This window comes from Phormidesmis sp. 146-20 (genome assembly GCF_052939475.1).
Genome location: NZ_JBJPHT010000004.1, coordinates 202,309 through 229,209, shown reverse-complemented (window position 1 = coordinate 229,209; position 26,901 = coordinate 202,309). Strand labels below are relative to the sequence as shown.

The following is a 26,901-nucleotide window of genomic DNA, read 5'->3' as shown; positions in this document are numbered from 1 at the left end:
GCGCAGGAGGTCTAGTCTTCGGTCATTGATTTTCAGTCCCAGGTCTAAAGTCTAAAGTCTAAAGTTCAACGTCTAAAGTCTAAAGTCCAAGCTCCTCTATACTTTACTCAAAACTTTTCTAGCTCACCGCCAATGACTGGGCAAAGTATTTGCGATACAGGTGACAGCTTGGTACAACGTGCTGGTCGCGAATCTTGACCAACCCCTTGCTTTGAAGTTTGAAAGACTGAACGGCTTCTAGCTCGATCGGGGTCGGAGACAACACAACTCGCTTGAGCGCCTCTACCAGTTCGGGGTATTTCTGCAAATCCCACAGCAGGTTTCTCAAATGGGGGCTATAGATACTTTCGGTGGAGATGGCGTTTTCATTGAGTTGTTCGAGGGTGACCTCTTCTAGACTGAGGTGATGTAGCGCCAACTGTACCAGATAAGGACTGCCCCCCACCAGCGTCAGCAAATCGTCAGCGCAGGTTTCGGGTTGTTCTAGTCCATATCGCTGGGCCAGATCGCAGATTTGCTCTTGGGTAAAGGTTGGTAGCTCGATCGCCAGCCCCGCATTAAAGGGCGATTGGTGCATATTTAGCGGCACGTAGACTTCGGTAGAATGCACCAGCACGAGGCGCAGTTTTTGCCAGAGATCACTTCTACCATCGCCATAGCGGGCTTTTTCGTACCAGGCTCTCAACATGCCAAAAAAATCGGTGGCAATTTCGGGATATTCAAACACCACATCGACTTCATCAAACGCCAGCACCAAAGGGGTCTCGACCTCTGACAAAATGTAGTTCTCAAAGTAGTTGGTGCAGTTGTAGCTGTTGCCAAACAGATCGTCCCAATGCTTCTCTAGCTGGTTGGGGAGGCCCAGGCTCTGAGTGACAACGGCACAAAACCACTGCAAAAAGCGCTTCAAATCAGTGAACACAGTCGAGTCGGCCAGTTGCAGGCTGGAAATGGCCGTAGCAAATCGCTGATCTCTGGCTTGAGAAAGTACTCTGGCGACGAGGGAAGTTTTTCCCATTTGGCGGGGAGCTTTAATTCTCAACAACGCCCCTGGTTGAAGAATGGTGTCGTAGGCCAATGTCTCGATCGGGGGCCGTTCGACATAAAAGTTGGAGTCTAGCGGTAGTTGACCACTCAACAATACTTGCTGCCGATTTCCCCCCAGGGAGTCTGAGTCCGCATAATCTTCGGCTCCTAACGTCAGGTCAAACGCCCGAAAGTAGTTTTCTAACGTCTGCTGATCGACCGCAACTTTACGACTTCTCACCCGGGCCAACGTGTTGGGGCTAAGTCCGGTACGATCGCTCAATTCTTGCAGTGTATAGGGCTTTCCAAAATTGCTTTGGCTGACCGATCGTTGCTCTGCGGTCTGCAATCGTTGCCACCCTTTTGAGCTTAGGATGATTCCTCGTTTTCGCTTGATTTGATGAGGGCGTTGCGACATGCGGGTAAAGGGGGACGACACAGAAGAAACCGGATGACCATGAAAGGAGCATTCTAATACGATTTCACCCTGTCGTTGCACCGTACAGGACAGTTTCCAGGTTCAAAGAATGATCACTTTGTACGGAGATAGAAAAGTTGTTGAGCGGTTGATCAAGCTAACTGGCAAACTCGACAAGTTTCTTCTGTGATGCAGCATTACAATTTAATTGTCTGGCTTTTAAGAGTAAGAAAAAGGGAGAATAGGCGATCTTAAGTTCATCAAAACCCTCTCGAAAGGTGAAGATTTTGCCGTTTTTTATCATCGCTTTTTATCCGCAGTGAGTGAGCTAAAAATTAACAATCATTGCCTCGTCACTATATCAGGCTTAAATTGTGGATCTGATTTGTTTTTTTAGGTTAAAACTATATAAATTACTTCAGGTCGGAGTTAATACTTCAAGTATCTAATTGTGATGCGCCTAAAATAGTCATCATTTATCAGAAGCCAGCTTATTTCCTGCAATTTTTGCTCACCGTTTGAAGTGAAAGATCGCGCTGCATCAAGTTTGGCACTCGCTCTTGTCTTGAGTCTTTTTCTAACTTGTGTGCTTAACTAGTGATCTTGAGTAGTCAAGGATTCCCTTGAGATGCAAGCTGTATAAAGGTAGCAAAACTCACTTTACTTACCTCAGTAGTATGATTAGATCTAAGTAAGAAGCCGAGTAGTGTAAGATGTAGCTTTCCAGCTTCCCCCTACCAAGATCTGTGCATCAAGATCGGTAAGGTAATTTTTGTCAGATCGGCGATCGCTGAAACCAGAGTTCCTGAGTTTGTAACTACCTTCAAACAATTCAAGGGTGCATGAAGAGTGACCATTATGAGAATCAAGAACCCAGGTAGCCCAGTATGCTCAATCAAGATAAGTCAAGACTGTAGCGGCCAGACTGTGACCCTGATGAAACGAAATAGTAGAGCTAACCTGATTGACTCAAGCGCGATCAGGGTGACGACTCCTGTTGAGCGCTTCTGCAACGTTCAAATTGATGATCTGCCCCTCAACAACCAGGATTGCGGTCAAAATTAGTGCGTGTAAACTGTTTCTTAAGTTGAGTTGTACACACGCTCTTTTTGCCCAAGTCTTATCGCTAAATCATTTTTTCGACGTTCTGTGACCGCTCTCTTAAATTTCCTTGAATAAACAAATGGCGACTATTCTAGTAATCGAAGACGAGGACATCATCCTTGATAATCTACTAGAGATTTTAGAGTTAGAAGGCTTTCAGTCGATCGGGGCAGAACACGGAGCCGCTGGGATTGCCAAAGCCAAAGCCTATCGACCCGATATCATTCTCTGCGATATCAGAATGCCCGAACTTGACGGTTATGGTGTCCTTGAAGGTCTACGCCAAGACCCTGACACGGCGACGATTCCGGTGATTTTTCTCAGCGCTAAGGGCGATCGTTCTGACGTTCGTCGCGGCATGAATTTAGGAGCCGATGACTATTTGACGAAGCCTTGTGCCATCGCTGACTTGCTAGAAGCTATTCAGTCACGCCTTAAAAAAAAAGCAGTCCTCTTACAGACTTATAGCCAGTCGTCGCACTCATTTTTGCAGTCGATCGCGCATACTGACTCGTTGACCAATTTGCCCAGTCGCTTTCTGCTTCACCAGCATCTTCAACGGGCGATGGAGCAGTCAAATCAAGAGCAGTCGATCGCGGTGCTCTGTGTCAATGTCAATCGGTTTAGAACCATCAATGCTACCTATGGTCATGGAATTGGCGACGAGTTGCTGCAAACGATCGGTCAGCGGCTTCAAAAAACTGTCCAATCAGCCAGTCTCATTGCTCGCATGGGTGCCGATGAGTTTGGGGTAGTTTTGACAAGCGTCCTTGATCAGCAAGCGGTTGCGGATGTTGCACAACTGATTTTGACGGCAGTGACAAGCCTCTATTCTCTCAAGGGACACGAGATCAGGGTGCAGGTCAGCATTGGGGTTGCCTTACATTCTCGACATGCCAAAAGTTCGGAAGAGTTGGTCTTGAGGGCAGAAACGGCGAGGCGCTGGTGTCAAAAGCAGGGACAGAGCAGCTATATGTTTTATAACCTGACGATGGATGCGGTGGAGGCCGAGCGGCGATTAATTGAGTCTGACCTGGGTAAAGCGCTTGAGCAGTCAGAGTTTCAGCTTTATTATCAGCCACAGGTCAACCTGATGACGGGTCAGATTGTGGGGGTGGAGTCGCTGATTCGCTGGTGTCACCCTCAGCGGGGAATGATTCCGCCGAATGCGTTTATTCCGGTTGCCGAAGAGATGGGGTTGATTATTCCGATCGGCGAGTGGGTGTTAAGAACGGCCTGTCTACAAGCGCAACAGTGGCAGCAGATGAGTCTTCAACCGCTTCAGGTCTCGGTTAATTTGTCGATGCGTCAGTTTCAGCAGGCGGATCTGGCGCAACGGGTGGCGCAAATTTTGCAAGAAACGGGGCTTGCTCCTGAGTTATTGGTCTTGGAACTGACTGAAACTTGTCTGATGAAGGATGTAAATTCGACGATCAAAACGCTGCGATCGCTCAAGAAGATTGGTGTAGAAATCTCGATCGACGACTTTGGGACGGGCTATTCATCGCTCAATTATCTCAACCATTTGCCGATCGATACGCTCAAGATGGATCAGACGTTTGTGCGGGAGGCAACGGTCAACCGAGGGGCGGCAGCAATCTCGACCGCAATTATGGCGATGGCTCAAAGCCTGAAGCTAGAAGTGATTGCAGAAGGGGTCGAAACGCATAAGCAACTGCTCTTTTTGCGGGAGATTGGCTGTCAGGCTATGCAGGGGTTTCTCTACAGTCCGCCGCTCCCTGCGGATGAGTTGCAGCCGTTATTGAGAACCGATCGACGCTTACAGATGATCAGCGCTTGCTCTAAAGGTTGATGACGGCGGGTGGATGACTGCTTGACACTTGCTGGAATAGAAATGGGCATTGCAGATAACAGGGATGATCTGTGAGAAGCGTTCATCTTTTCGCCCCCTAAATCCCCTAATCTGAGGGACTTTGAAGGTTTGATTTCCCTCTGCACTGGGGACAATTCATTCCGTAATTCAGCAACACGCGATGTGCAACTAACTTGCCCTCATCCCAACCCTTCTCCCCAGGGAGAAGGACTTTCAAAACTTGTCCGATTCCCTCTCCTTGGGGAGAGGGCTAGGGTGAGGGCAGGTTATCTTCAAGCGTTTAGGAAAAGTTGCACATCGCGTAGCAACGTCTGGAAATGATATTAAAAACTTTGAGGTGAGATCGTCACGGATTAGAAAACAAATTCTTGACCCGATCCGGAAAGCTTCACCCGTTCCTCAACCTACGCTTAAATACGGAACTTTTGTATAAAGTAGCCAAGAAGAAGCTCAGCACTTAAAGCTGGCTTAAAGTCGTCTTAATAAATTCATAGAATGCTGAAATTGTAGTGATTTATACGCTCAAAATGTTGCGATCGAACGCTCGGTTTCTACTGACTCATGGTTTGCTGCTTCTGACGATGGCAGCGCTGCCGACTGCCGCTAAAGCAGGGGTATTAGTCAACAGCTTGACCATTCCTGGAGAATCCACTGACAAAAATCCTGGAAATGGTGCAAATGTCAATCGTCTCGGTTTTTTCTCAGACCTTTACTACGATCGCCACGAAGATGTCTACTATAGTTTGGCGGATCGGGGGCCGGGTGGCGGAACGATCGCCTACAACACACGGGTACAAAAGCTGTCTCTAAATGTAAATGCTCAAACGGGTGAGGTTGGAGGCTTTAAGCTGCTCGACACCATTCTGTTTACCAAAGAGGGGCAAAACTTTAATGGGTTGAACCCTAAAGTCTTGAATGGTGACTCAGCCAAATTGGGTCTGAGCTTTGACCCAGAAGGTTTTGTGGTGGCTCCAAACGGCAACTTTTATGTGTCTGATGAGTATGGGCCATCGATTAACGAATTTACGCCAAAAGGGGTGTTTGTGCGATCGCTGACCACGCCTGACAATCTGATTCCTAGAGAAGGAAAAACGCTCAACTTTTTTGACGGTCGCCCAACGATCACCACAGGTCGCCAAGACAATCGGGGCTTTGAAGGAGCGACGCTCAGTCCTGATGGCTCAAAGCTGTATGCGATGCTGCAAGATCCTTTGGTGAATGAAGGCGATCCGGATGGTCGCCGGGGACGCAACATTCGCATTGTGGAATTTGACACCCAAACTGGAAAAAGCACGGCTCAATATCTCTATCAGCTAGAAGACCGCGCCGACATCAACGATCGCATTCCGGGCACAACAGAAGACTTTGTCCCCAACGCTCAGGGACGCAACATCGGCATCAGTGCGATCACGGCGATCAATGACAAAGAGTTTTTGGTCTTAGAGCGAGACAATCGCGGCATCGGTGTAGAAGATGCGAAAGGCACAACTCCGGTGGGCAGCAAGCGCGTGTTTAAAATCAGTCTGGCAGGCGCGACCAACGTCCAAAACATCAGCCTCGCTGGGACGAACACACTTCCGAGTGGCGTGACCCCCGTCAACAAATCCCTGTTTCTGGATATTGCGGGGCTGCTTAAAACGGCAGGCATGAAAATTCCTGAAAAGATGGAAGGACTGGCGATCGGCCCCAAACTCAAAGATGGTTCCTATGCAGTTTTGGTGGGCACCGACAACGACTTTAGCGTCACCCAAAATAGTAGCGGTGTTCAATCTGATGTTTGCACTGGGGGCACTCAAGTTGCGCTGGATGCGGGCTGCCCGACTGGAGAAACGCTAATTCCAACCTTTCTGTACTCCTTTAAGGTGAGCGGTGACGACCTCAAAGGATTTGTCCCCCCGTCAAAAGTCCCCGAACCGACGACGGCGGGAAGCTTGGTGCTGCTCGGCTTAAGTGGATGGCTGCTTAAAAAGAGAGGCGGGCGATCGGGGGTTTAATACTTCGTCAAGCCAGGGGTGAGGGGTTGCCTTTGGCACGCTTCGCGAGAGGGATGAGGGATGAACAAATCCTGATGCTTTTTTCGTCCCTTGACTTTGAGACGACGGGCTTTAAACAACCTGTGCCGAGTCACGAACCCAATTTCAATGAGATCCCCAATCTCTTTTCAGAAAGCGGGGATCTTTGTTCTTACCCTGATTCAATATTTGGATTCAAAATTGGGCAGACGGCTAACTTCTAGGATCTTTGAGCCAAGTGACGAGAATTGTTCCAACTTCTCCCTTCATGGGCACCAGACTGATGAAAATAGTCGTGCTGCCTTTCTTGAGTTGGTAAAGATCACCACCCCCAAAGGCTCCCAGCTTAGTCACCCCTTCTGTGAAGATGGTATTCAATTCTGCTGCCAGAAAGGTGTTGTAAAAAGCATCTGGAGCTTGACCTGCTGAAAACTTTAGGCGATCGATGCCTTTTCTAGGCACTGCTGGTATTCCATTCTGAGCCTCTTCCTCGGTTGGAATCTGACCGAAAAAGAACTGCGGCTGCTCAAACTGGTCTACGGTGGGAATGTCTCCCTCCACGTTGTCCCGCCCCGGCGGAAAGACTGAACCAATCATCTCGACAAACTCTTCGGGAGGCACCACAGCCCCTTTGAGGGTAGAGAGATCCTGAATGCGCTCAGGAGCCAGCACGACGACCGTAGTACTACCATCTGGAAGCAAGCTGAGAAAGAGCGTCTGTTCGCCTTTGGAAACCTGAAAATACTTTGCGCCGCCTTCGTCTCCGGCTGGCTGAACGTTAAAGCCTTTTTTCTTGGGTTCAGATTGATAAAAGTTGGCGACAGCATCCAATGTGCCAGTGGCGATTCGGCAATTTTCGCCCAGTCCTTTGGCAAAGCAGTCGGGTGTAGACGGCTGAAAATGAGGAAAATCGGCGAAGGGATTGGTGACGTTTTCGTTTCTGCTGGCATTTGTCCCTTGCGCGGCAGGAGGAGTCGGCGTTTCTGTCGCTGGTGTAAGTTGTGGCAGCGTTTTTAAGACGGTGGGGCTAGTTGAGGGACGGTTAATTTTGGGCGTGGAGGGCCGGGTCGCTTTGGGAACCGTGACTCTGGGGGTGAGTTTGGTCTGAGCGCCTGCTTTGGTTGTGGGCAGTTGGGTGATTTTGACGGGAGCCTCTTTGTCTTCGGGCGGCTTTTTCTGCTCTTCAGGAAACGGGACAAACAAAAACAGGGCGTGCAGCCCCAAAGCGGCAAACAGCATCGGGCGAAATAGCGTCTGCAAAGGAGGCAGAGAGGGTAGAGGAAGAGATTTGATCATGAGCCGTTTTGCGGGGGTCTGCTTGGGAGGGAGGAAAGGTTGAGAAGTGGGCAACAGAACAATGTGAGCCTCAAAGACTCAGGATTGTTTGTTTACGGTGGTCAAAAACTTGTGGTCGATCGATTCCCTATTAACGATAGAGGATCTGTTGGCGATCCGGTTAGTCGTGGGTCATATTAGCATTGAATTTTTTCTATCTTCAGTAGATCAACTAGATTCCTCAGTCGATTTACTGATTTATCCTAAGTCGTTGAATTAGCAGCTACTTAGGGTAGCAACTCTCGATAACTACAACAAAACTTACAGCAATGTTGGTCTGATCAGTCAGCGTGATAAAACCTTTGTCAGTTTGCATTGATCAATATACAACCTTGGACAGAGTTGTAGCGACCTCAAATTCATCAAGATTCTATGCTGTAATGCGTTTCAGATTGTATTTAATCTTCCGTTCGCTAAAATTTAACTAAAGATTAAATAGAAATTAACCATTCATTATTCTTTCGTTTGTTTTGGCTTAACTACTTAAGTTGTAGGGTTGTCAGTGTGACTTCAGTATTAATTCGGTCTTTGTTGAGGACGAGGCACAATGTCATTTTCTACAACTGCTCTGCGTCGTGCTGTTACTGCCTCAGTGGTGACTGCTGCGATCGCATTTAGTCCCGTTTTGACCGCAATTGCTCAAGCGGTGACGCTCAATGGAGCGGGGGCAACTTTTCCGGCTTTACTTTATGACCGTTATCGCGCCGAGTTTCAGAAGAAAACAGGCATTTCAGTAAACTATCAAGCGGTCGGTAGTGGGGCTGGAATTCGTCAAACGATCGCGGGTGTGGTTGACTTTGGCGGCAGTGATGCAGCCATGACGGATGCAGATATTGCAAAAGTCCCACAAAAACGGGGCGGGATTATTCTCGTTCCCACGGCTGGAGGGTCTGTTGTTCCGATTTATAATCTTCCTGGCGTTCCGAATTTAAAGCTTGGCCGTCAAGTTTTGCCCGATATCTTTGCCGGGCGCATCACTCGCTGGAACGATCCCAAAATTGTGGCTGATAACCCTGGTGTCAATCTGCCCAACTCTGATATCAAAACAGTCGTTCGTGCAGACGGTAGTGGTACAACGTTTGTATTTGTGAATCACCTGAGTGCGGTTAGCCCTTACTTTAAAGGAAGAGTGGGTGTCGGCACGGCTCCTAAGTGGACATCTAACCCCTTAAAAGGGCGCGGAAATGCTGGGGTTTCGGCTCAAGTCAAGCAGACAGCTAACTCGATTGGCTATGTCGAGCAGTCTTATGCTGAGGAAAACAAACTGACCGTTGCTCAGGTACAGAGTAAGAAAGGAGAATGGCTCTCTCCTTCACTCAATGCAACCAATGCTGCGATCGGGTCTTTGACTCTACCCGACAACTTCCGCGTGTTCAACGGCGACCCGGATGCAGGCTACCCGATCACCGGCCTAACCTGGATGATGGTTTACAAGCAATATGACAGCCCAGAAAAATCTGCCGCAATCAGGAAGTGGATTGAGTGGGTGCTAACCGATGGTCAAAACATCAACAACACCCTCGGCTTTGCTCGCCTCAAACCTGCTGATGCCCAAAGGGTACTGCAAACTGTAAAGGATCAGGTAAAACCTTAGAAGCTCAAAGCATTTTGCTATCAATCGTGGGACGACTGGATGATAGCTTTTTGATTTTGATATCTGAAGTTCATCATTCAGCGTTTCAATACCAGACGATATTCAGGTTCATTTAATTTGTGATGTGAGGAATTTAGTACAATGTCTAGACTTTTCTGGAGTTTGCTGGGGATCGCTCCAGTTTCTCTGTGTTTTAGCGCGATCGCCGCAGTTGCGGCCGTCCCGGAAGCTCCTGTTCAACCAGAAGTTTCAACGACCCAATTGGCACAGGCAACCCCTTCAGTCAGTCAAGTGCTGAATCAGGTTGATGCGAATGCGCCCCTGGCTCAAGTCACGTCTGTCTCACAGCTTTCGGATGTGCGTCCCACGGATTGGGCGTTTCAAGCGTTGCAGTCTCTAGTTGAGCGCTATGGCTGTATTGCAGGCTATCCTGACAAGACCTATCGCGGCAATCGGGCCCTGACTCGCTACGAATTTGCGGCTGGGGTGAATGCGTGTCTCGATCGCGTCAACGAACTGATCGCGGCATCGACGGCTGATTTGGTCAAAAAAGAAGATCTCGCCACCCTGCAAAAACTGCAAGAAGAATTTGCGGCTGAGTTGGCGACGATTCGCGGGATGGTCGATTCGCTCGAAGCCCGCACCACAACGCTCGAAAAGCAGCAATTCTCAACCACCACCAAACTCGCTGGAGAAGTTATTTTCTCCGTAAGCCAGGCTTTTGGCGATGAACGAGCCATCAACTCAGATGTGCAGCGCGTCATTGATTTTCCAGGCACCTCGGCAGCCGCTCGAAACACAGCGATCACGAATGCGATCGGGGCGGGTGCTGCTAGAAATGTCCAAGACAATACCATCCTTGCAACTCGCGTTCGTCTCGCACTGGATTCTAGCTTTACGGGACGCGATCGCCTGAGAACTCGTCTGCAAGCCAGAAACATCACTTCTTTTAGTGGGGCGGTGACCAACACCAACATGACCCGCCTGGGCTATGACGGCTCTAACGAAAACACCGTTGAATTAAACCGTTTGGAATATCGCTTTCCCCTCGGCGACTTAACGACTGTTTTCGTCGGAACAGGCACCAACGATGGTTTGGAGTTCAACGATTCAGTTCCAACATTAAGTCCTGTAGAATCGAGCGGTTCTGGAGCGATTTCTCGATTTGGGCGCTACAACCCGATTTTTAGAGCCTCTACCGGAACGGGGGTCATCATCAACCAGAAGTTTGGCCCAGAATTTACGGTAGGAAACAAACTCACCTTATCGCTGGGCTATCTGGCTCCCACAGGGGACGCACAAGATCCGACGGTCGATCGTGGCTTGTTTAACGGCAGTCATGCAGCCCTGGCACAGCTTGTGTTTCAACCAACTCCCAACATCGGGCTGGGGGTCACTTACGTCAACGCCTATTACAGCACCGGAGCGGGCATTTCGGGCAGTACAGGCAGCGGCTTTGCAAACAATCCGTTTAATAGCTCACAACAAACGGACGCTTCGACCACGGCGACCGCAGCCCAGAGATTAACCAACGTTCCGACGACGACCAACGCGGTTGGACTACAAGGCAGCATTCGCTTAAGCTCTAAATTCATTGTTTCGGGCTGGGCAGGTGTTACGGATGCTAAAGCAGAACGGCGCGTCATTGGGGGCGGATCAGCGATCGATCCCTTTGTCCGTCGGGGAGACAAAGCCACTATTTGGAACTGGGCCGTCACGCTGGCGTTCCCTGATTTGCTCAAGGAAGGCAACCTGGGCGGCATTGTCTTTGGGATGCCTCCAAAAGTGACCGACAACGATTACGGATTAAACAATCGCACCGCGACCAGCGTCCGTCGAGAAGATAGCGACACGTCATATCACCTGGAAGCGTTTTATCGCTATCGGCTGAATGACAACATCGCGATCACACCCGGCTTGTTGGTGATTTTTAACCCAGAACACAACAGCGCCAATGACACGATCTACGTGGGTACGTTGAGAACGACGTTTACCTTCTAATCCACGGGCGGGAGAAGGTGAAATCAGGACTGTTTTAAGCGCCTGCAATCCACTTTCTCCCCTGTCCTTTATTGAGGTTGAATGACTCATGACTGTTGACCCCGTTGAATTGAGCGATCGCTCCACTCCCAGCCTGCTTACCAGCGAACAAGACACGTCCTGGTTAGATCAAGGATTTGCGCGTATGGTTCAAGGAATCGCCCTGGCGACGGTGGCGATTTTGTTTTGGATGGGGTGGGTGATTTTTGTTGAAGCAAAACCTGCCATTCAAGCGTTTGGATTAGGATTTTTGACGCGCCAAGAATGGGATGTAAACGAGCTTCAATTTGGGGCTATCACCTATATTTATGGAACGCTGATCAGTTCGGCGCTCGCCCTTCTCATTGCCATCCCCGTCGGGCTGGCAGTGGCTCTGATCACGAGTGAAAACTTTTTGCCGCCGTGGGTACGATCGCCCCTCAGTTTCTTGATTGAGCTAATCGCGTCGATTCCCAGTGTGATTGTGGGCTTTTGGGGTATTTTGGTTTTGATTCCATTCCTCAAGCCATTTCAATTATGGTTATATCAGCAGTTCAGTTGGGTGCCTTTGTTTAGCACTGAAACCTTTGGGCCGAGTGTATTTGTGGCGGGTGTAATTTTATCGGTGATGATTTTGCCCACGATCGCTGCGATTAGTCGAGAAGTTCTGTTATCCATTCCTCGCGATTTGAGAACGGCATCAATGGCACTGGGCGCAACTCGTTGGGAAACCATCTTTTCGGTATTACTTCCGTCGAGTGCTTCAGGAATCATTGGAGCGATCATGTTAGCGTTAGGTCGAGCATTAGGCGAAACGATGGCCGTAACGATGGTAATTGGCAACTCTGATCAGTTGAGTGTGTCACTATTCGACTCAGGCAATACCATTCCTGCCATTCTCGCCAACCAATTCCCTGAAGCATTAGAGCAAATTCACATCGGATCGTTAATGTATCTGGCGCTCATTCTATTCGCTCTAACATTGCTCGTAAATATTGGGGCCGTCTTTTTAGTGCAAGTCTTCAGCTTCAAAAACAACTAGGTTGATTACTAAATTTACTACTGAAAATACGCTGATCATTTCCTCCCTCCTCCCTCCTCCCTCCTCCCTCCTCCCTGTTTCAATGGATCAAGAACTGACCAAACCCCTACCCGCTACCCGGACTCTCTTCACCTATGGGATGACCGCGATCGCTTTCCTGCTCACCGGGCTGGCACTGCTTCCCCTGCTGTCGATTTTGTTTGAAATTCTTAGCAAAGGCTTGCCTCATCTCAAGTGGGAGACTTTTACAGCCCTGCCTGCTCCTGTTGGCGTTGAGGGGCCCAATGGCTTTGGAAATGCGATTTTGGGAACGATGCTCATGGTGAGTCTTGCGGCTCTGATTAGCGTTCCGATCGGCGTATCGACTGCGGTGTATCTATCTGAATTTGGGAAGCAAACCTCGATCGCTCGGACGATTCGTTTTGTGGTATCAATTTTGAGTGCTGTGCCGTCGATCGTCGTAGGCGTTTTTGCATACGGTGTAATTGTTGTAACGACGAAATCTTTTTCTGCATTCGCAGGCAGTTTTGCGTTGTCGATCATTATGTTGCCGATTATCGTTTTAGCAACTGAGGAAGCATTGAAGCTCGTTCCGGTTCCCCAACGGCTTGCGTCTGCTGCTCTGGGTGCAAACTCGATGCAAACTACATTCCGAATTGTATTAGCGTCCGCATTACCGGGGATTACGACTGGCATTCTGTTAGCGATCGCTCGTGCCGCAGGTGAGACGGCTCCTTTACTGTTAACCGCTCTCTTTAGCCAGGGCTGGATCGAAGGACTCAGCGGGCCGATCGCGTCCCTTCCAGTCTTGATTTACAACTATGCCAACTCCGCCGCCAACGAACAGTATCAGTTAGCCTGGAGCGCCTCTGTCATTTTATTGGGAATGGTTTTGATCACCAACATTTTGTCACGCCTGATTACTCACAAAAGCTCACCTTCTCGTTAAGTTATGCAACCTAGACTCGATCGCTCCCTCACTTCCAATAAAGACAGTTCACTCGCGCTTTGTGTGCAAAATTTGAGCTTTTATTACGGCGATCGCAAAGCAGTAGAAGGCGTTTCGATGGACATTTATTCCAGTCAGGTGACTGCGATTATTGGCCCGTCTGGCTGTGGCAAATCGACTTTTATCAAAGCGCTCAATCGAATTGGTGAACTAGAAGGCAACGTGCGGGTTGAGGGACAGGTCAAATTTTTTGGGCAAGACATCTACAGTCGGCGCGTGAACCTCAATCGACTGCGGCAACAAATCGGCATGGTGTTTCAAAAGCCCAATCCCTTTCCGATGAGCATTTACGACAATGTGGCTTACGGGGTGCGGGTGTTTAGCCGTCCGTCGCGATCGACCCTGGATGAAATCGTCGAAACTGCGCTGCGAGGAGCAGCCCTCTGGGATGAGGTCAAAGATAACTTGAGCAAATCGGCTCTGGGCTTATCTGGTGGTCAACAACAGCGACTTTGTATCGCTCGATCGCTCTCCGTCAAACCCAAAATTCTGTTAATGGACGAGCCTTGTTCTGCGCTAGACCCGATCGCCACCATGAAGATCGAGGAACTGATTCACCAACTTAGAGAAGAGCTGACGATCGTCATTGTCACTCACAACATGCAGCAAGCTTCTCGCGTCTCCGACTACACGGCCTTCTTTAGCACCGACGAAAGCCGCATCGGTCAGCTAGTCGAAATGGGCACCACCACCGACATCTTCACCGCCGCCACTAATTCTCGAACTCGCGATTATGTCGAAGGGCGATTTGGTTAGCGTGACGTGAATTCAGTGAAGTCTCTCGCTGCGGTTGGCCGTTCGGGAAAGCAAGCTAAATTCTCTAAGAGTGAGGGACTTTGAACTCTAATGTTAAATAAAGTCCCCTAAAATTGGCAGCTTGAGGGGTAGAAGCGCTGAACACCAAAGCGAAAAGCTTGGTCGAATTTACGTTTGGGTAGATGAATTTATTTGGATTACTCGATCGCTAGAGAGACTCGATCGCCGCCCACATCTCGCAGCACGCCCAGGGTTTTCACGACTTTTTCGTAAGGAAGGGCTTTGTCTGCCTTGAGCACAATGCTGCCTTTGGGATTCTTTTGAAAGTAAGTCACAACTTGTTGAGCGACTTGAGCCTCATTCACATTAGCAGTGTCGATGAGGACTCGTCCCTGTCGATCCAAACCAATCACCAGAGGATCTTGAGGTCTTTCTTTATTCGTTCCTTTGTCTGTAGTCGGTAGTGATGCGTCTACTGCCTGAAAGTTGGTCAGAGACATGGAGACGAGAATGAAGAAAGTGAGAATCGTCATGATCACATCCATCATCGGAACCAGATTCACTTCTGGCATTTGTGATCCTTGTTTTTGGTGTTTAAATTTCATGTCTGGTAGCGTTGTTCAGAATGGAATCAAGACGGTTTCTAACTGCAAACGGATAAGTCTAAAGTCTTCACATGAGCGGGGTCTGAGGGATATGTCTCATCGCCCAACAAGGCCAGCAAGGAAGCCAGTCCTACAAGAGTTTCCAGCAGTTAAACCGTTCGCTCCAGGGCACAGGCGATCGACAGCACTCCCAACGGCACCATGACCGGCCCACCTTTACTGACCATATCGAACAAATTGGACATAATTTAAGGATGCTCTCTACCGAGTAATCTTAGATACGGAACTTCGATAGGCACACCCCTACTACAATAGCGGAAGTTCTCTCTAAGACTGGTTAAGGGTAGGTAAGGGCGATCGTAAGCCTACGTTAAGCTCTGATTTTTGCTCGACATCAATGGCTAGAACGACGCTTCCAAAGGAACTATTCTTTCTAAAATTCTGCAAGTATGGATGTCAACTGTCTGAACCGCCGAACCCTGTTCTAATCGTCACTCGGTTACGGGTTTTCTTAAAGATTTCACCTGACTGCGCTTGATCTTGCTCTCAAGGCGTTTTTTCTGAGAACTGCGCGTGGGCTTGGTGGGTTTGCGTCTGCGAGGAACGATCGTCACCGATTTGATCAAGTCCCTGAGTCTTTTTAAGGCTTCTTCTCGATTTTGCTCTTGGCTGCGATGCTCTTGAGCTTTGATCACGACCACGCCTTCCTGGGTGATGCGCTGATCTTTGAGGTCTAAAAGGGCAGACTTGAGGCGATCGGGCAGCGACGAAGCTCCAATGTCAAATCTTAGATGAATGGCACTCGCTACTTTGTTGACATTTTGCCCTCCTGCCCCCTGAGAGCGGATCGCAGTCATTTCGATCTCACTTTCAGGGATGGTGATGTGTTGGGTAATTTGCAACATGCCCGGAGGGTTGGATTAGCTTTAGCGGTTGAATCGACGTTGTTTTTGTTTAGCCAGAGCTTTACGCTTGCGTTTTTCGATCGGGGTCTCAAAGTGGCGGTGCTTCCGCATGTCGGGGAAAATGCCCGCTTTAGAGACTTCGCGCTTAAAGCGACGCAATACAGAATCAATTCTTTCGTCTTCGCCTGGAATGACTTGAGTCATAGAAATCTCCGAGTGAGTGAACTGTAGGGGTGATCAAAGTGAAGCGGACTGCAAACATCCGCCCCTAGACAAACTAAGACGGCCTAATGTCTAATTCTAATAGCGACGCGGCGATCGATTGCCACCCCCCGCAGGCCCCCGATCTTCGCGAGGCTTGGCTTTGTTCACTTTCAGGTCGCGCCCCATCCATTCTGCTCCGTCGAGGGCGGTAATAGCAGCTTCTTCTTCGGCATCACTGTTCATTTCGACGAACGCAAAGCCCCGCATCCGTCCAGTTTCGCGGTCAGTAGGGAGTTGCACTCGCTTGACCGTTCCATATTCAGCAAAGATCTCAGTCAGGTCTTCTTGTTTGACCTCGTAAGAGAGATTGCCGACGTAAATTGACATGAGAAAGTCTCCAAAAATCAAAAGCGGGTGAACTTCTCTTCGGAGAGACGCGCACCAACGCACGACACAGCCGAGTCGAATTTTCTCACGCTAACATGCATAAGCTGAAAATACGATAGAATTCGCAGATTTCTTTACTAGAAGATTTGGAACCACTCGCTAATTAAACATTTTTTCACTCGTCTTGATTCAAGTGTACTATGAATGAAACTAATTTTTGACCGTTTGCACGCCCATTATTTAGGCCATTTTTAGGCAAGTATGGCTAATCTACTCTTGATTGAAAGTCCTGGCAAATCTAAAAAACTCAGCCAAATCTTGGGCGCAGGTTGGACGGTGAAAGCCAGTTTGGGGCATGTGCGCGAGTTGGCAAATGATGGTGAAGATTCTCTAGGATTTGATTTGATGGGCGATCGCGTCCAGTGTCGCTATGAACCGAGGGGCGATCGCGCTAAAAAGGTTCTGGCAGACTTGCGGCAAGCGGTCAAACAGGCGGATGTGGTTTATATCGCCACTGATCCTGATCGCGAAGGGGAAACGATCGGTTGGCATTTGCAGCAAGAACTGCGGCTCAAAAATCCTCGGCGGGTGGTCTACAGCGAAATTACTCCGGCGGTGGTGAAGAAAGCGATCGCCGCTCCTCGATCGTTGGATCAAGCCTTGATTGATGCGGGACGCGCTCGTGACTGTCTCGACAAACTGGTGGGCTACAAAGGCAGCAAGCATGTCGTCTGGAAGCTCAACAATGGGGCAAAGTCAATGGGACGGGTTCAAAGTGCCACGCTGCATCTGTTGTGTCAGCGAGAGCAAGAAATTTTAGCCTTTAAGCCACAGGACTATTGGAGTGTATGGGTGGACTATGCCGAAGGGTTCAAAGCTTTTTATCGACGCAGTTTGAATCCGACGAAAAAAGCAACCCCCTCCCCCGACGATGCCGCAGAGGGCAAAGAAGCACCTGAATCGGATCGCGTCACGTCTCAAGCCGAAGCCGATCGACTGGTGGCGATCGCGCAGTCCTCTCTCCATCAGGTGGTGCAGATTGAGCGCAAAAACACGACCCAATCTCCGCCGCCAGCCTTCATTACGTCTACGTTGCAGCAAGCGGCGGGGGCTAAGTTAAAGCTGAGTCCAGATGCCACGATGAAGATCGCTCAGTCGCTTTATGAAGGCGGACATATTACCTACATGCGAACGGATTCGGTGATGTTGTCTGAGCAGTTTCGTCTCGCAGTGCGGCAGTTTCTCGAAAAGCACGATCGCGACAATCTACCCACGCGATCGACGCAGCACCGCTCTAGTCAGACGGCTCAAGAAGCGCATGAGGCAATCCGGCCGACGGCGGTCGATCGCACGCCTGCACAGCTTAATCTTTCTGGAGAAGCTGCCAAACTCTATGACCTGATCTGGAATCGGGCGGTTGCGTCTCAATGTGCCCCGGCTCAAATCGCCAAAACCCGTGTGGTTACCCAGTCCGGTGAGGCTTATTGGGAAGCAAGGGGGCAGATTCTCACATTTGCAGGCTACACCTGCTATTGGAATAATCTCAGCAGCGATTTGGAGTTGCCCAACCTTCAACAAAATCAGTCTTTGACGCTCAAGCAAGCTGGCTCCGAGCAGAAACAAACTCAGCCACCGCCGCGCTACACCGAACCCAAGCTCGTACAACTAATGGAACGCAAAGGCATCGGTCGCCCCAGTACCTATGCGCCGACGGTGAAGACGCTCAAAGATCGAGAATACGTTCAAGTCGTGAAAGCCAAATTGCAGCCGACGGCTTTGGGCATGGAGTTAGATGCATTTTTGGTGAAAGCTTTACCGGATTTAATTCAACCTGAATTTACGGCTCAGATGGAGTCTGTTCTTGATCAAATTGCTGCCGGAAAACAAGACTGGCAACGCTACTTGACTGACTGGCATCGCACCTATTTTGAACCTGCTTTAACTCAAGCGAAATTATTCATTCAAACGAGCTTTCAGAGTTCGCATCCTTCGACATTTGGCGGCTACAGCGCAGAGGGAAGCAGCCCATCTAAAAAGTCACCGTCTGCAAAATCTTCGACGGTCAAATCTTCCAAATCTTCTGCAACGATCGCTAAATCTCCTAGCAAATCTTCGACTAAATCGACGACCGCTCACTCCAATAAAACACCCAGCAAAACGTCTAGTAAGCCTAAATCTTCAGTTAAATCTTCGACAAAGCCAGCGACTTCTAAAGCTAATTCATCTTACAAACCACGATCGCCTGACTCAATCGCTGACTCTCTCACAGATGCGCCCTGTCCGGTTTGTGGAGCCTTGTTAGAGCGATATATCTACACCAAAGACGGTCAAGAAAAGACGATGTTGAGATGTACGATCGCCGAAAATCGTCGCGGCAAATGTAAAGAAGTAGCGTTTTTTGACTCTCGTGGTCGGTTTTGGTCACCCAAGTTTGGAGAGTTAAATGTTGAGTTGATTTAATGTCAATTTGATGAAGTTCTTTCACTTCGTTGCTTAGAGCTTTTGCCCCTCAAGCTGCCAATCTGGGGGACTTTTGAAAAGATAATAATTTAACGTGAATTCGATAGAGTTTTTTCGCTTCGGTATTTAACGCTTCTGCCCCCCAACCCCCCAAATCTGGGGGACTTTCGGACAGGATTTCTTGCTCAAAGTCCCCCAAACTTGGGGGATTTAGGGGGCTGCCTGGAGTGATCGCCACAGCGAGGGATTTCATCGAATTCACGTTTTTTTAGAGTAAAGGCTTGAAGAATTTGAGACGATCGCTATCTTCTTTCAGGCAATTCAAACACGATTTCAAAGCGCTGATTGGGAAACAATCGTCGATAAACGTTCAGGAATTCTTCAGCATCCGATCGTTTTTTGTAGCGATCCAAAATAATCCACTGAGGCGAAACAAACCGCACGATGACCCACGGCTTTAGCCGCTCTCCATAAGTCATAATAATGAAGTCTCCTTTGAATCGAAGGAAGTACAGCCAGCGCGGGAACTGTCCAGGTCGAAGCGTTGGCTTTTGAGTTTATATTCTCACTGATTGCTACTTATGTAAAGCAAATTGCTACTTATTTTATGACAATCGATGCCTCATACTCTCGTACCATTGGACGGTGGCTCAAAAGCAAAATGACAACATCAAAGCCCGCTTCGGAGAGGCTGTCCGACAACGCAGGAGAGAGCTAAGTATCTCCCAAGAGCAATTAGCTGGACGGTCAGGATTTCATCGCAGCTACATTTCAACTGTTGAGTTAGGGATGCGGAACCCGACATTAGAAAACATTGAGAAATTTGCGGAGGCTTTGGAGATTTCGATCGCCGATCTCTTCACAAAATACGGCATCGAGATCAAAGACCAGTAGACACTAACTACTTCATCCCTCATCCCTCATCCCAAAACTCTCTTTTACAGGGTGACGCAGAGCGGTAAAATGAATTGCCGAACGTTCTCCCCTAAACACACTCATGATCTCCAGTAATGATTTTCGACCTGGCGTTAGCATCGAGCTAGACGGTTCTGTCTGGCGGGTCGTTGAATTTTTGCACGTCAAGCCAGGCAAGGGATCTGCCTTTGTTCGCACCAAGCTGAAAAACGCGCAATCAGGCAGCGTCGTCGAGCGCACCTTCCGGGCTGGGGAGACTGTGCCGCAAGCCAATCTGGAAAAAAGCACCATGCAGCACACCTACAAAGAAGGTGATCAATATATCTTCATGGACATGGAAACCTATGAGGAAGGACAACTCAGTGCCGCCCAGATTGGCGATCGCGTCAAATATCTCAAAGAAGGCATGGAAGTCAACGTCGTCAAATGGGGCGAACAGGTTCTAGAAGTCGAACTGCCCAACTCCGTCACCCTCGAAGTCACCCAGGCTGATCCCGGCGTAAAAGGCGACACCGCCACAGGTGGAACCAAACCCGCGATCGTCGAAACAGGGGCTCAGGTCATGGTGCCCCTCTTTATCTCAGTTGGCGAAAAAATCAAAATCGACACCCGCAACGATACCTACCTGGGTCGCGAACAAAGCTAAAAGTTTGAGTTTTGAGTTTTGAACGGCGCTCAGAGAATCTACCAATCTTCTCATCTCAGCCCACCCAGGTCTTCTCACTCAAAGCTCACCTCAGCACGACCGAACTCAAAACTCTTTTAAAACTGGAGCGATAGAAACTGTGCCACTGGACTTAAACGAACTCCGCGAATTGTTGACGGCTCTCAATCAAACCGATATCGCAGAGTTGACGTTGAAGAGTGATGATTTTGAGTTGACCGTGCGGCGAGGAATGCGAAGTGACACCAGACTGCCCCAGACGAGTGTGAGCGATGTGACCGCTGGCTTGCCCACTTCGGCGATTTCTCCAAGTTACCAGGGAGCCGCTCCCCTTCCCATGCCCGAAGTTCCTGTGGCTAGTCCGATTTCCAGCCCTTCGGCTCCCCCTCCCAGCGGCGATCGCCGCTTTGTCGAAATTCTCTCTCCGATGGTGGGCACCTTTTATCGCTCTCCGGGCCCCGATGAGCCGCCGTTTGTCGAAGCAGGCGATCGCATTCGATCGGGTCAAACGGTCTGTATCATCGAAGCGATGAAGCTGATGAACGAGATCGAAGCAGAAGTGTCAGGCGAAATTGTCGAAATTTTGGTACAAAACGCTTCCTCTGTGGAGTACGGACAGCCCTTGATGCGAATCAATCCTACGTAGATTCGATAGAATTCGCTGCAAATTTTTCACCTAAAAAAGCCCCTAAATTCCCCACAAGTGATTTGTGCTGTCTTTATAAAGACAAGGCTATACACTCTCACAAAACTTTATTCTGTAAAATTACGGTTTGTGTATTGTGGAAAACACGGGTGGCTCTGTGAAGTTTCCAAGAAGCCTGTGTTAGCGAATCGATAACTCTATTGCTATAGAGAAGTCATCTGGCTAAAATCTGGGGATCACATTCATCCTGTCGTCGCATTGACATGAAAACAGCAAAGCCTGTCCCCCAGGAAGTCGTCCAACAAGTTGCTGATTACTTTAGTGTTTTGGGAGAGCCGATGCGTCTCCGCATTTTGAATCTGCTGCGAGATGGTGAAAAGTGCGTTCAAGATCTCGTAGAAGCCACGGACACGAGTCAGGCAAATGTGTCTAAACACTTAAAGGTGATGCTTCAGGCTGGCATTCTCACACGTCGCACCAAAGGCACCCTGGCTTACTACTGTGTGGAGGATGAGTTGATTTTTGAGCTTTGTAATCTGGTATGCGATCGCCTTGCCAGCCGCATTGAGCAACAAGCCAGACACTTTCGCGATTTCACCCTGGCCAGCAAGCGATGAGAGAAGGCACCTGAGTTCTAAGGATCGTGAATCAATCTGGCGAATGCTGTTAGCCTCACAAATGCCTTCGGCAACGTGGCTATCAAAACAAAACCCGCAATCGCGGGCTAAATGGCTAATTTAACGTGAATTCGATGAGAGTTTTTTCGCTTCGTTGTTCACGGCTTCTGCCCCCCAAGCTGCCAATTTTAGGGGACTTTCAGAGAGGAATTCTGGTTCAAAGTCCCTCACTCGTGGGGGATTTAGGGGGCGTTCCTGGATCTAAAAGCGAAGCGAAGCGTTCCTCAAACTGACGTTAATTTAATTCACAACCCTGAGTTTAGAACTCTACTTTTCTGCTTTCTCAAATCCCTGACGGGTCATCGGCTGATCGAGCATCAATCCTTCGCCGCCCAGCGTTTCGAGTGGTTTGCCCTCAACTGAGAGAAAAACGGGCGCATTAGGGTCGGCACTGGTCGCAGTATAGAGAATCTGAGCTACTCGACCCACCATCGCAGCGCTGCCGCCACCCGCTGTAAAGGATTGAGACAAATCGACGTGGATGCCATCTGGTTTGACCTTGAGACTGCGAAGCTGCGTCCCTGGAGGAATGACTGAGGTGAGAGTTTTGTCGGGGGTTTGGGTGAGGAGGGTTTCGATCGCCACCGTTAAAGTCGCTTCAGTCCGATCGTCGGATTTGAGCTGGATGGGGACTGGGGTCGGTTTCAGTTCGCCCTCGGCATCTTTGAGGTAATAGATCTCAGCCGTTTTTTGCTTAGGGACGGGAGCCACTTTGGGCTGAGGCTTTTGGGTTTGTTGAATTGGGGCAGGCGGCGGGGCGGGTTGGCTAGATGGAGACGGTTGGGACTGCTCGATCGGCGCTTCTGCCGTTTTCTCGACTGCGGAATGCCACGCCAAAAATGCGGCTGCGCTGCCTCCGGTCACCACTAGCGCCGATAGACCTGCGATGACTCCAACTGGAATGCGGCGATTGGGCTGTTGATCTTGCATATGATAAATCTCCTAGAGGTTGGCTTTGACATTGACAAAGGATCGTCAAGGTGAGTATGCGGAGAAGCGTGTGACTCAATACAATCGTAGCGGTCTGAATTTCGGAAGTTTTAGAAAAACGTTACTTTTTGGGATCAGGTCTGACCTGCATAAACGCGGCCAATTGTAGCTGAGTCGGAGTTATCTGCAATTTTAGAACTCGTGCCGTAATTTGGGACTTTTCTAGCTGACGAAGATCAAAACGATCGAACACACGCGCGATCGCGCCCACAATTTGTTTGGGAGCAGGCTGACCGTTGGCCAGAAGGGTGAGATTCTCCAGTCGTAGCGATCGCCCTGAAATAATCTGCGGTTCTGCTTCGGCGACGATCGCCAGCTTTTCGGGGTAGCCTTGCTCTTGAAGTTCAACCTGTAGACGAATGCGCTGATTGGGCAAAAAAGTGACTTGTGGATTGACCAGATCGTAGCGTTCGGCTTGTTGGGCTTCGCTGCGTCTCAAAAATCCGATGCCCAAATTACGAAGTCGCGCAGTCACCGTGGGCGATCGCAGTGCGCGATTAATATCGTCTGACTTGAGAACGAGCCGCACCCCTGCCTGAATCGGTTCTGCTAACTTGAATCGTCTGCCTCTGCGCTGAAGGGCGATCGGGTCGGTTTCTAACTCTAATGCTTCAATCCGAACTTCTTTGACTGGAAAAAGTCCCCGCCCGGCGACTCGAACGCGATCGACTTTTCCATTCAAAATCTGATAGCTTGGGGCATTGTCCACCCGAACTTTTAGCTGCTCAACTGAGACAAACTGAGAGCGGATAGTCTTTTCAGCGAGGCGATCGACGATCAAACCAGTCGGAGACACCAATCCAATCAAACTGGATAAAACGATCGTCAAAAATTCCATTACGGCTCAAACGCGGGAATCATCTCTGCATCTCAAATTCGGTATTTCTGCTTTTATTTGTTATTTTTGCTGATTATAAAGTCGAACTGAACTTAGCCCAGTGGTGATGGTGGTGAGACATAATAGATTTTTAACTCGTACAGCGTCTATCTTAATGCTTGGGGCTGGTTTTCTCTTGATTACCTTGGGAAAATATTTGAGGTATCAATCTCCTCTCTTCAATCAGTGGACAGGTAGCATTCAGAGCCAGTTTGATGACGTACCTGGAGCTGGATTATTTCTTCTGGTTCCTAGTTATCTCACAATCACAATAGATCTGATACTCACTGGAATAGCTATTTCAGGAATGTTTCTCATGTGGAGCACGGCAAGAAGAAGAAATCCTCTGTTGAGAATTGTTTTACTTTTAACAGGTAGCCTTCTTGCATCTTCTGCCTTGGCAGCTTTTAACTCTGCTTGGGATAGTTTCAGATGGTCATTCTATACACTTGCCGTTGGACAGATCCTATGGGGTTCTGGACTAGTGTGCAATATCATAGCGATTTTTAACTCAATTAAATACAGCAATGGTAATAGATAAACCAAGCCCTAATATCGTTTACTATCACAGCATGAGCAGCGGTTTACAAAGCCTTCCTAGCGCCACCAGATCTGTGAACTCTTAACCAATGAACGCTTTACTACACACCTAAGCGTGGCAGTTGGTTGGACATGGCAGATAAACTCGGTGTTCTGTCGCGTCAATGTTTAGACCGCTGCACTCCAGACAAGATCACCTTAACTCAACGTGAATTCGACAAAGTTTTTCCGCTTCGTTATTTGGCGTTTCTGCCCCCAACCCTCCAATTTGGGACTTTTAGACAAGAGTTTTCGTTCAAAGTCCCTCACTTGTGGGGGATTTAGGGGGCTGTCTGAATCTGTGACTGCATGGAAGGATCAAATTCACGTTCCATTACGGCTCAAACGCGGGAATCGTCTCTGCCTCGGTGTGGGCAGCTTCTAGCCATTCTTGCATCGCGGGTAACGCCAAAACTGCCTTCACATAAGCTTGACAAACTGCATCAAGCGCAACTTGGTACGTCCGAAAGCGCAACACGACAGGGGCAAACATCGCATCGGCGATCGTAAACCGCCCAAAGAGCAGACTTCCGTCGCCACCATAAGTTTCTCGGCAGTTTCGCCAGATGGTCGTGACGCGATCGATATCCGCTTGCACCTCGGATGTCATTCCTTTTCCTGGTAGGGTTGCTCGACAATTCATGGGCATTTGTTGCCGCAGAGCTAGGAAGCCGGAGTGCATTTCTGCACTGATAGAGCGCGCCACCGCACGAGCCACCGGATCGCCCGGCCACCACGATCGCTCTGGAAACATCTCGCTCAGATACTCAAAAATTGCCAACGAGTCCCAAACCGTTCGATTTTGGTGCAGCAGAATGGGTACTTTGCCGTTGCCATCTGGACAATGTTGCAGGATTTTCGCTTTCGACTCTGGACTGTAAAGCGGAATGAGAATTTCGGCAAACGATAAGTCAAATTGCTTCATCGCCAGCCACGGACGCAGCGACCAGGATGAATAGTTTTTGTTGCCAATAATCAAGGTCAGAGCCATCATTTGAGTGCCTCTACAATCCAGCTTTTGAGCGTCGAAACTACCTCGGTTAATGGAATTTCTTGCACCGCTTTGTCGGCTCGTTTGACGACTTCGACTTTGCCATCTTTGAGCGATTTTCCGGTGACAATCCGATAGGGAATGCCGATTAAATCAGAATCTTTGAATTTGACTCCGGCTCGTTCGTTGCGATCGTCCAATAACGTCTCAACGCCAGCTTGATTTAACTCGTTGTAGAGTTTCTCAGCCGCCGCCACTTGATCGGAATCTGCGACATTGGGAATGATGACGATCGCATGATAAGGGGCGATCGCCACTGGAAAAATAATTCCATCTTTGTCGTAAGACTGCTCCACGGCCGCCTGTGCCAGCCTCGAAACGCCCACCCCATAGCAGCCCATCACCAGCGGCACTTCTTCGCCTTGCTCATTGGTATAGGTCGCCCCCATTGCGGTCGAATATATGGTGCCAAGCTGAAAAATATGCCCAATTTCGATGCCCCGTGCGGTCTTGAGGGTCTGAGTCGGATCGTGAAGGGCGCGATCGTCCGCCTTAGCCTTTCGCAAATCTACCACTTGAGGCAACTCAAATTCTTTTCCCCAATTCGCGCCGACCACATGGAAGCCAGACTCATTTGATCCGGTGACGAAATTTTTGAGATCAACCACGGTGGCATCAGCAAATCTCAGGAATTTGTCGGAGAATTTTTTAGTAAGCTCAAATCCCTCTAAAGGAGTTCCAAGTATCCCTAGTACGGATTTGAGATAGTCATCTTGCAAGTCTGGTGCAATGTATCCCAAAGGCAGCGGTTTAGATGCCCATTTTTGCTGGCTCTTGGCATCCGGAACGTTCAGCCCAATCACAGTTTTGCCGCTATACTGACTCGCCACTTTCACCAGCTCATTTTGCAGTTTCACCTCGTTGACATCCTGATCGCCGCGAATGCTAACTAGCACGGGCACCGTCATGCCGTTGTCATAAGTTGCTTGATAGAGAACATTTTTAACCAAATTAGTTGGCGAACATTTGAGGAAATCACAGACTTTGGCGATCGTCTCCGTCCCCGGTGTCTCGCGCTTCTCATAGGTAGTGAACGGCGAAGGTTCAACATCAGGCGGAAGCGACGTCGCTTTCTCAACATTGGCGGCATACTTACCATCGTCGGTATAGAGAATCTCATCTTCTCCGGCTTCTGCCAGCACCATAAATTCTTGAGAACCCGACCCACCGATCGCCCCCGAATCTGCATCCACCGCCCGAAACTCTAAGCCCGATCGCCGCAAAATATTGTGATAGACCTGATTCATTTTCTGATAGCTGACCTTCATTCCCGCTTCGTCCGCGTCAAACGAATAGGCATCTTTCATAATGAATTCTCGCCCACGCATCAAGCCAAACCGAGGACGAATCTCATCGCGAAACTTGGTTTGAATCTGGTAAAGATTGAGCGGCAACTGACGATAAGAGCGCACCATATCACGAGCGATCGTCGTGATCACTTCTTCGTACGTCGGCCCTAAGCAGAGTTCGCGCTGTTGGCGATCGATCAGCGCAAACATAGTGCCTTCGGCTTTGGTGTAGGTGTCCCAGCGCCCCGATTCGCGCCATAACTCAGCAGGTTGCATTTGAGGCAGCAGACATTCTTGCGCCCCGGCCGCATTCATTTCTTCGCGCACAATCTGAGACACTTTTTGCAGCACGCGCCACATCAGAGGCATATACGCATAGATGCCGCTGCCAACCCGCCGAATGTATCCCGCTCGCACTAACAACTTGTGGCTCGGAATTTCCGCATCTGTCGGATCTTCTCGTAGCGTCACAAACAGCATCTGAGATAGCCGCATCGCCCGTT

General features: G+C 49.2%; 23 protein-coding genes. 12 read left to right on the top strand and 11 right to left on the bottom strand.

What is annotated here, in order from left to right; translation table 11 throughout:
• Positions 1 to 118 precede the first annotated feature (118 nt).
• Positions 119 to 1,444, bottom strand: a complete 1,326-nt coding sequence (locus tag ACKFKH_RS05815; RefSeq protein ID WP_446857302.1) for an AAA-like domain-containing protein — start codon at positions 1,442 to 1,444, stop codon at positions 119 to 121.
• Between the two features lie 1,183 nt (positions 1,445 to 2,627).
• Here ACKFKH_RS05815 and ACKFKH_RS05810 point away from each other — a divergent pair.
• Complete coding sequence (locus ACKFKH_RS05810; RefSeq protein WP_446857301.1) at positions 2,628 to 4,361, top strand: putative bifunctional diguanylate cyclase/phosphodiesterase; 1,734 nt, start codon at positions 2,628 to 2,630, stop codon at positions 4,359 to 4,361.
• A gap of 530 nt (positions 4,362 to 4,891) precedes the next feature.
• On the top strand, positions 4,892 to 6,376 hold the full coding sequence (locus ACKFKH_RS05805) for an esterase-like activity of phytase family protein (RefSeq protein WP_446857300.1): 1,485 nt from the start codon (positions 4,892 to 4,894) through the stop codon (positions 6,374 to 6,376).
• A gap of 231 nt (positions 6,377 to 6,607) precedes the next feature.
• Here the strand turns inward: ACKFKH_RS05805 and ACKFKH_RS05800 are convergent, their stop codons facing one another.
• Positions 6,608 to 7,690 carry a hypothetical protein gene (locus ACKFKH_RS05800; RefSeq protein ID WP_446857299.1) on the bottom strand — a complete coding sequence of 361 codons (1,083 nt, stop codon included), beginning with the start codon at positions 7,688 to 7,690 and terminating at the stop codon, positions 6,608 to 6,610.
• Between the two features lie 586 nt (positions 7,691 to 8,276).
• Here ACKFKH_RS05800 and pstS point away from each other — a divergent pair.
• The 5 genes from pstS (at position 8,277) to pstB (ending at position 14,149) form a co-directional block, all read left to right on the top strand.
• Positions 8,277 to 9,323, top strand: coding sequence for a phosphate ABC transporter substrate-binding protein PstS (gene pstS, locus ACKFKH_RS05795; RefSeq protein WP_446857298.1), 1,047 nt, complete (start codon positions 8,277 to 8,279; stop codon positions 9,321 to 9,323).
• Between the two features lie 141 nt (positions 9,324 to 9,464).
• The gene (locus tag ACKFKH_RS05790) at positions 9,465 to 11,324 is read left to right on the top strand and encodes an iron uptake porin (protein ID WP_446857297.1); all 1,860 of its coding nucleotides are present in this window, start codon (positions 9,465 to 9,467) and stop codon (positions 11,322 to 11,324) included.
• Positions 11,325 to 11,412: 88 nt separating this feature from the next.
• On the top strand, positions 11,413 to 12,384 hold the full coding sequence (gene pstC, locus ACKFKH_RS05785; protein ID WP_446857296.1) for a phosphate ABC transporter permease subunit PstC: 972 nt from the start codon (positions 11,413 to 11,415) through the stop codon (positions 12,382 to 12,384).
• A gap of 82 nt (positions 12,385 to 12,466) precedes the next feature.
• The gene (gene pstA, locus ACKFKH_RS05780; protein ID WP_446857295.1) at positions 12,467 to 13,333 is read left to right on the top strand and encodes a phosphate ABC transporter permease PstA; all 867 of its coding nucleotides are present in this window, start codon (positions 12,467 to 12,469) and stop codon (positions 13,331 to 13,333) included.
• A gap of 3 nt (positions 13,334 to 13,336) precedes the next feature.
• Positions 13,337 to 14,149, top strand: a complete 813-nt coding sequence (pstB, locus tag ACKFKH_RS05775; protein ID WP_446857294.1) for a phosphate ABC transporter ATP-binding protein PstB — start codon at positions 13,337 to 13,339, stop codon at positions 14,147 to 14,149.
• Between the two features lie 197 nt (positions 14,150 to 14,346).
• Here the strand turns inward: pstB and ACKFKH_RS05770 are convergent, their stop codons facing one another.
• The 4 genes from ACKFKH_RS05770 to ACKFKH_RS05755 all read right to left on the bottom strand — a co-directional run bounded on the left by ACKFKH_RS05770 (position 14,347) and on the right by ACKFKH_RS05755 (position 16,250).
• On the bottom strand, positions 14,347 to 14,754 hold the full coding sequence (locus tag ACKFKH_RS05770; RefSeq protein WP_446857293.1) for an ExbD/TolR family protein: 408 nt from the start codon (positions 14,752 to 14,754) through the stop codon (positions 14,347 to 14,349).
• A 491-nt stretch (positions 14,755 to 15,245) separates the two neighbouring features.
• A complete protein-coding gene (arfB, locus tag ACKFKH_RS05765) occupies positions 15,246 to 15,659 on the bottom strand; it encodes an alternative ribosome rescue aminoacyl-tRNA hydrolase ArfB (RefSeq protein WP_446857292.1) in 414 nt (137 codons plus the stop codon).
• A 21-nt stretch (positions 15,660 to 15,680) separates the two neighbouring features.
• Positions 15,681 to 15,863 (bottom strand): 30S ribosomal protein S21, encoded by a 183-nt coding sequence (gene rpsU, locus ACKFKH_RS05760; RefSeq protein ID WP_446857291.1) that lies wholly within the window; start codon positions 15,861 to 15,863, stop codon positions 15,681 to 15,683.
• A 96-nt stretch (positions 15,864 to 15,959) separates the two neighbouring features.
• On the bottom strand, positions 15,960 to 16,250 hold the full coding sequence (locus ACKFKH_RS05755; protein ID WP_446857290.1) for an RNA recognition motif domain-containing protein: 291 nt from the start codon (positions 16,248 to 16,250) through the stop codon (positions 15,960 to 15,962).
• Positions 16,251 to 16,511: 261 nt separating this feature from the next.
• Between ACKFKH_RS05755 and topA the strand changes: the two genes are divergently transcribed.
• Positions 16,512 to 18,710, top strand: coding sequence for a type I DNA topoisomerase (gene topA / locus ACKFKH_RS05750; protein ID WP_446857289.1), 2,199 nt, complete (start codon positions 16,512 to 16,514; stop codon positions 18,708 to 18,710).
• A gap of 302 nt (positions 18,711 to 19,012) precedes the next feature.
• Here topA and ACKFKH_RS05745 read toward each other — a convergent pair whose 3' ends face one another.
• Positions 19,013 to 19,189 (bottom strand): hypothetical protein, encoded by a 177-nt coding sequence (locus ACKFKH_RS05745; protein ID WP_446857288.1) that lies wholly within the window; start codon positions 19,187 to 19,189, stop codon positions 19,013 to 19,015.
• A 166-nt stretch (positions 19,190 to 19,355) separates the two neighbouring features.
• Here ACKFKH_RS05745 and ACKFKH_RS05740 point away from each other — a divergent pair, with 166 nt between their 5' ends.
• The 4 genes from ACKFKH_RS05740 to ACKFKH_RS05725 all read left to right on the top strand — a co-directional run bounded on the left by ACKFKH_RS05740 (position 19,356) and on the right by ACKFKH_RS05725 (position 21,552).
• Complete coding sequence (locus tag ACKFKH_RS05740; RefSeq protein ID WP_446857287.1) at positions 19,356 to 19,604, top strand: helix-turn-helix domain-containing protein; 249 nt, start codon at positions 19,356 to 19,358, stop codon at positions 19,602 to 19,604.
• 103 nt (positions 19,605 to 19,707) lie between these two features.
• A complete protein-coding gene (gene efp / locus ACKFKH_RS05735; RefSeq protein ID WP_446857286.1) occupies positions 19,708 to 20,271 on the top strand; it encodes an elongation factor P in 564 nt (187 codons plus the stop codon).
• A gap of 139 nt (positions 20,272 to 20,410) precedes the next feature.
• On the top strand, positions 20,411 to 20,935 hold the full coding sequence (accB, locus tag ACKFKH_RS05730) for an acetyl-CoA carboxylase biotin carboxyl carrier protein (protein WP_446857285.1): 525 nt from the start codon (positions 20,411 to 20,413) through the stop codon (positions 20,933 to 20,935).
• Between the two features lie 263 nt (positions 20,936 to 21,198).
• Positions 21,199 to 21,552 (top strand): ArsR/SmtB family transcription factor, encoded by a 354-nt coding sequence (locus ACKFKH_RS05725; protein ID WP_446857284.1) that lies wholly within the window; start codon positions 21,199 to 21,201, stop codon positions 21,550 to 21,552.
• Between the two features lie 327 nt (positions 21,553 to 21,879).
• Here the strand turns inward: ACKFKH_RS05725 and ACKFKH_RS05720 are convergent, their stop codons facing one another.
• From ACKFKH_RS05720 to ACKFKH_RS05705, 4 genes are all read right to left on the bottom strand, one after another.
• A complete protein-coding gene (locus ACKFKH_RS05720) occupies positions 21,880 to 22,542 on the bottom strand; it encodes a GerMN domain-containing protein (protein ID WP_446857283.1) in 663 nt (220 codons plus the stop codon).
• Positions 22,543 to 22,663: 121 nt separating this feature from the next.
• Positions 22,664 to 23,440, bottom strand: a complete 777-nt coding sequence (locus tag ACKFKH_RS05715; protein ID WP_446857282.1) for an LmeA family phospholipid-binding protein — start codon at positions 23,438 to 23,440, stop codon at positions 22,664 to 22,666.
• Positions 23,441 to 24,392: 952 nt separating this feature from the next.
• Positions 24,393 to 25,049: a glutathione S-transferase family protein gene (locus ACKFKH_RS05710; protein ID WP_446857281.1), complete on the bottom strand. Its 657-nt coding sequence runs from the start codon at positions 25,047 to 25,049 to the stop codon at positions 24,393 to 24,395.
• A complete protein-coding gene (locus ACKFKH_RS05705) occupies positions 25,049 to 26,893 on the bottom strand; it encodes a proline--tRNA ligase (RefSeq protein ID WP_446857280.1) in 1,845 nt (614 codons plus the stop codon). Before ACKFKH_RS05705 ends, ACKFKH_RS05710 begins: the two co-directional genes overlap by 1 nt.
• Positions 26,894 to 26,901: the final 8 nt, after the last annotated feature.

Excerpts from the sequence above, each read along its gene's own strand:
- topA (WP_446857289.1), top strand. The coding sequence starts at position 16,512 with ATGGCTAATCTACTCTTGATTGAAAGTCCTGGCAAATCTAAAAAACTC.
- ACKFKH_RS05725 (WP_446857284.1), top strand. The coding sequence starts at position 21,199 with ATGAAAACAGCAAAGCCTGTCCCCCAGGAAGTCGTCCAACAAGTTGCT.
- pstA (WP_446857295.1), top strand. The coding sequence starts at position 12,467 with ATGGATCAAGAACTGACCAAACCCCTACCCGCTACCCGGACTCTCTTC.
- arfB (WP_446857292.1), bottom strand. The coding sequence starts at position 15,659 with ATGTTGCAAATTACCCAACACATCACCATCCCTGAAAGTGAGATCGAA.
- pstS (WP_446857298.1), top strand. The coding sequence starts at position 8,277 with ATGTCATTTTCTACAACTGCTCTGCGTCGTGCTGTTACTGCCTCAGTG.
- pstC (WP_446857296.1), top strand. The coding sequence starts at position 11,413 with ATGACTGTTGACCCCGTTGAATTGAGCGATCGCTCCACTCCCAGCCTG.
- ACKFKH_RS05710 (WP_446857281.1), bottom strand. The coding sequence starts at position 25,049 with ATGGCTCTGACCTTGATTATTGGCAACAAAAACTATTCATCCTGGTCG.
- rpsU (WP_446857291.1), bottom strand. The coding sequence starts at position 15,863 with ATGACTCAAGTCATTCCAGGCGAAGACGAAAGAATTGATTCTGTATTG.
- ACKFKH_RS05715 (WP_446857282.1), bottom strand. The coding sequence starts at position 23,440 with ATGGAATTTTTGACGATCGTTTTATCCAGTTTGATTGGATTGGTGTCT.
- ACKFKH_RS05720 (WP_446857283.1), bottom strand. The coding sequence starts at position 22,542 with ATGCAAGATCAACAGCCCAATCGCCGCATTCCAGTTGGAGTCATCGCA.
- ACKFKH_RS05810 (WP_446857301.1), top strand. The coding sequence starts at position 2,628 with ATGGCGACTATTCTAGTAATCGAAGACGAGGACATCATCCTTGATAAT.
- ACKFKH_RS05815 (WP_446857302.1), bottom strand. The coding sequence starts at position 1,444 with ATGTCGCAACGCCCTCATCAAATCAAGCGAAAACGAGGAATCATCCTA.
- efp (WP_446857286.1), top strand. The coding sequence starts at position 19,708 with ATGATCTCCAGTAATGATTTTCGACCTGGCGTTAGCATCGAGCTAGAC.
- pstB (WP_446857294.1), top strand. The coding sequence starts at position 13,337 with ATGCAACCTAGACTCGATCGCTCCCTCACTTCCAATAAAGACAGTTCA.
- ACKFKH_RS05705 (WP_446857280.1), bottom strand. The coding sequence starts at position 26,893 with ATGCGGCTATCTCAGATGCTGTTTGTGACGCTACGAGAAGATCCGACA.
- ACKFKH_RS05790 (WP_446857297.1), top strand. The coding sequence starts at position 9,465 with ATGTCTAGACTTTTCTGGAGTTTGCTGGGGATCGCTCCAGTTTCTCTG.
- ACKFKH_RS05745 (WP_446857288.1), bottom strand. The coding sequence starts at position 19,189 with ATGACTTATGGAGAGCGGCTAAAGCCGTGGGTCATCGTGCGGTTTGTT.
- ACKFKH_RS05800 (WP_446857299.1), bottom strand. The coding sequence starts at position 7,690 with ATGATCAAATCTCTTCCTCTACCCTCTCTGCCTCCTTTGCAGACGCTA.
- ACKFKH_RS05755 (WP_446857290.1), bottom strand. The coding sequence starts at position 16,250 with ATGTCAATTTACGTCGGCAATCTCTCTTACGAGGTCAAACAAGAAGAC.
- ACKFKH_RS05770 (WP_446857293.1), bottom strand. The coding sequence starts at position 14,754 with ATGAAATTTAAACACCAAAAACAAGGATCACAAATGCCAGAAGTGAAT.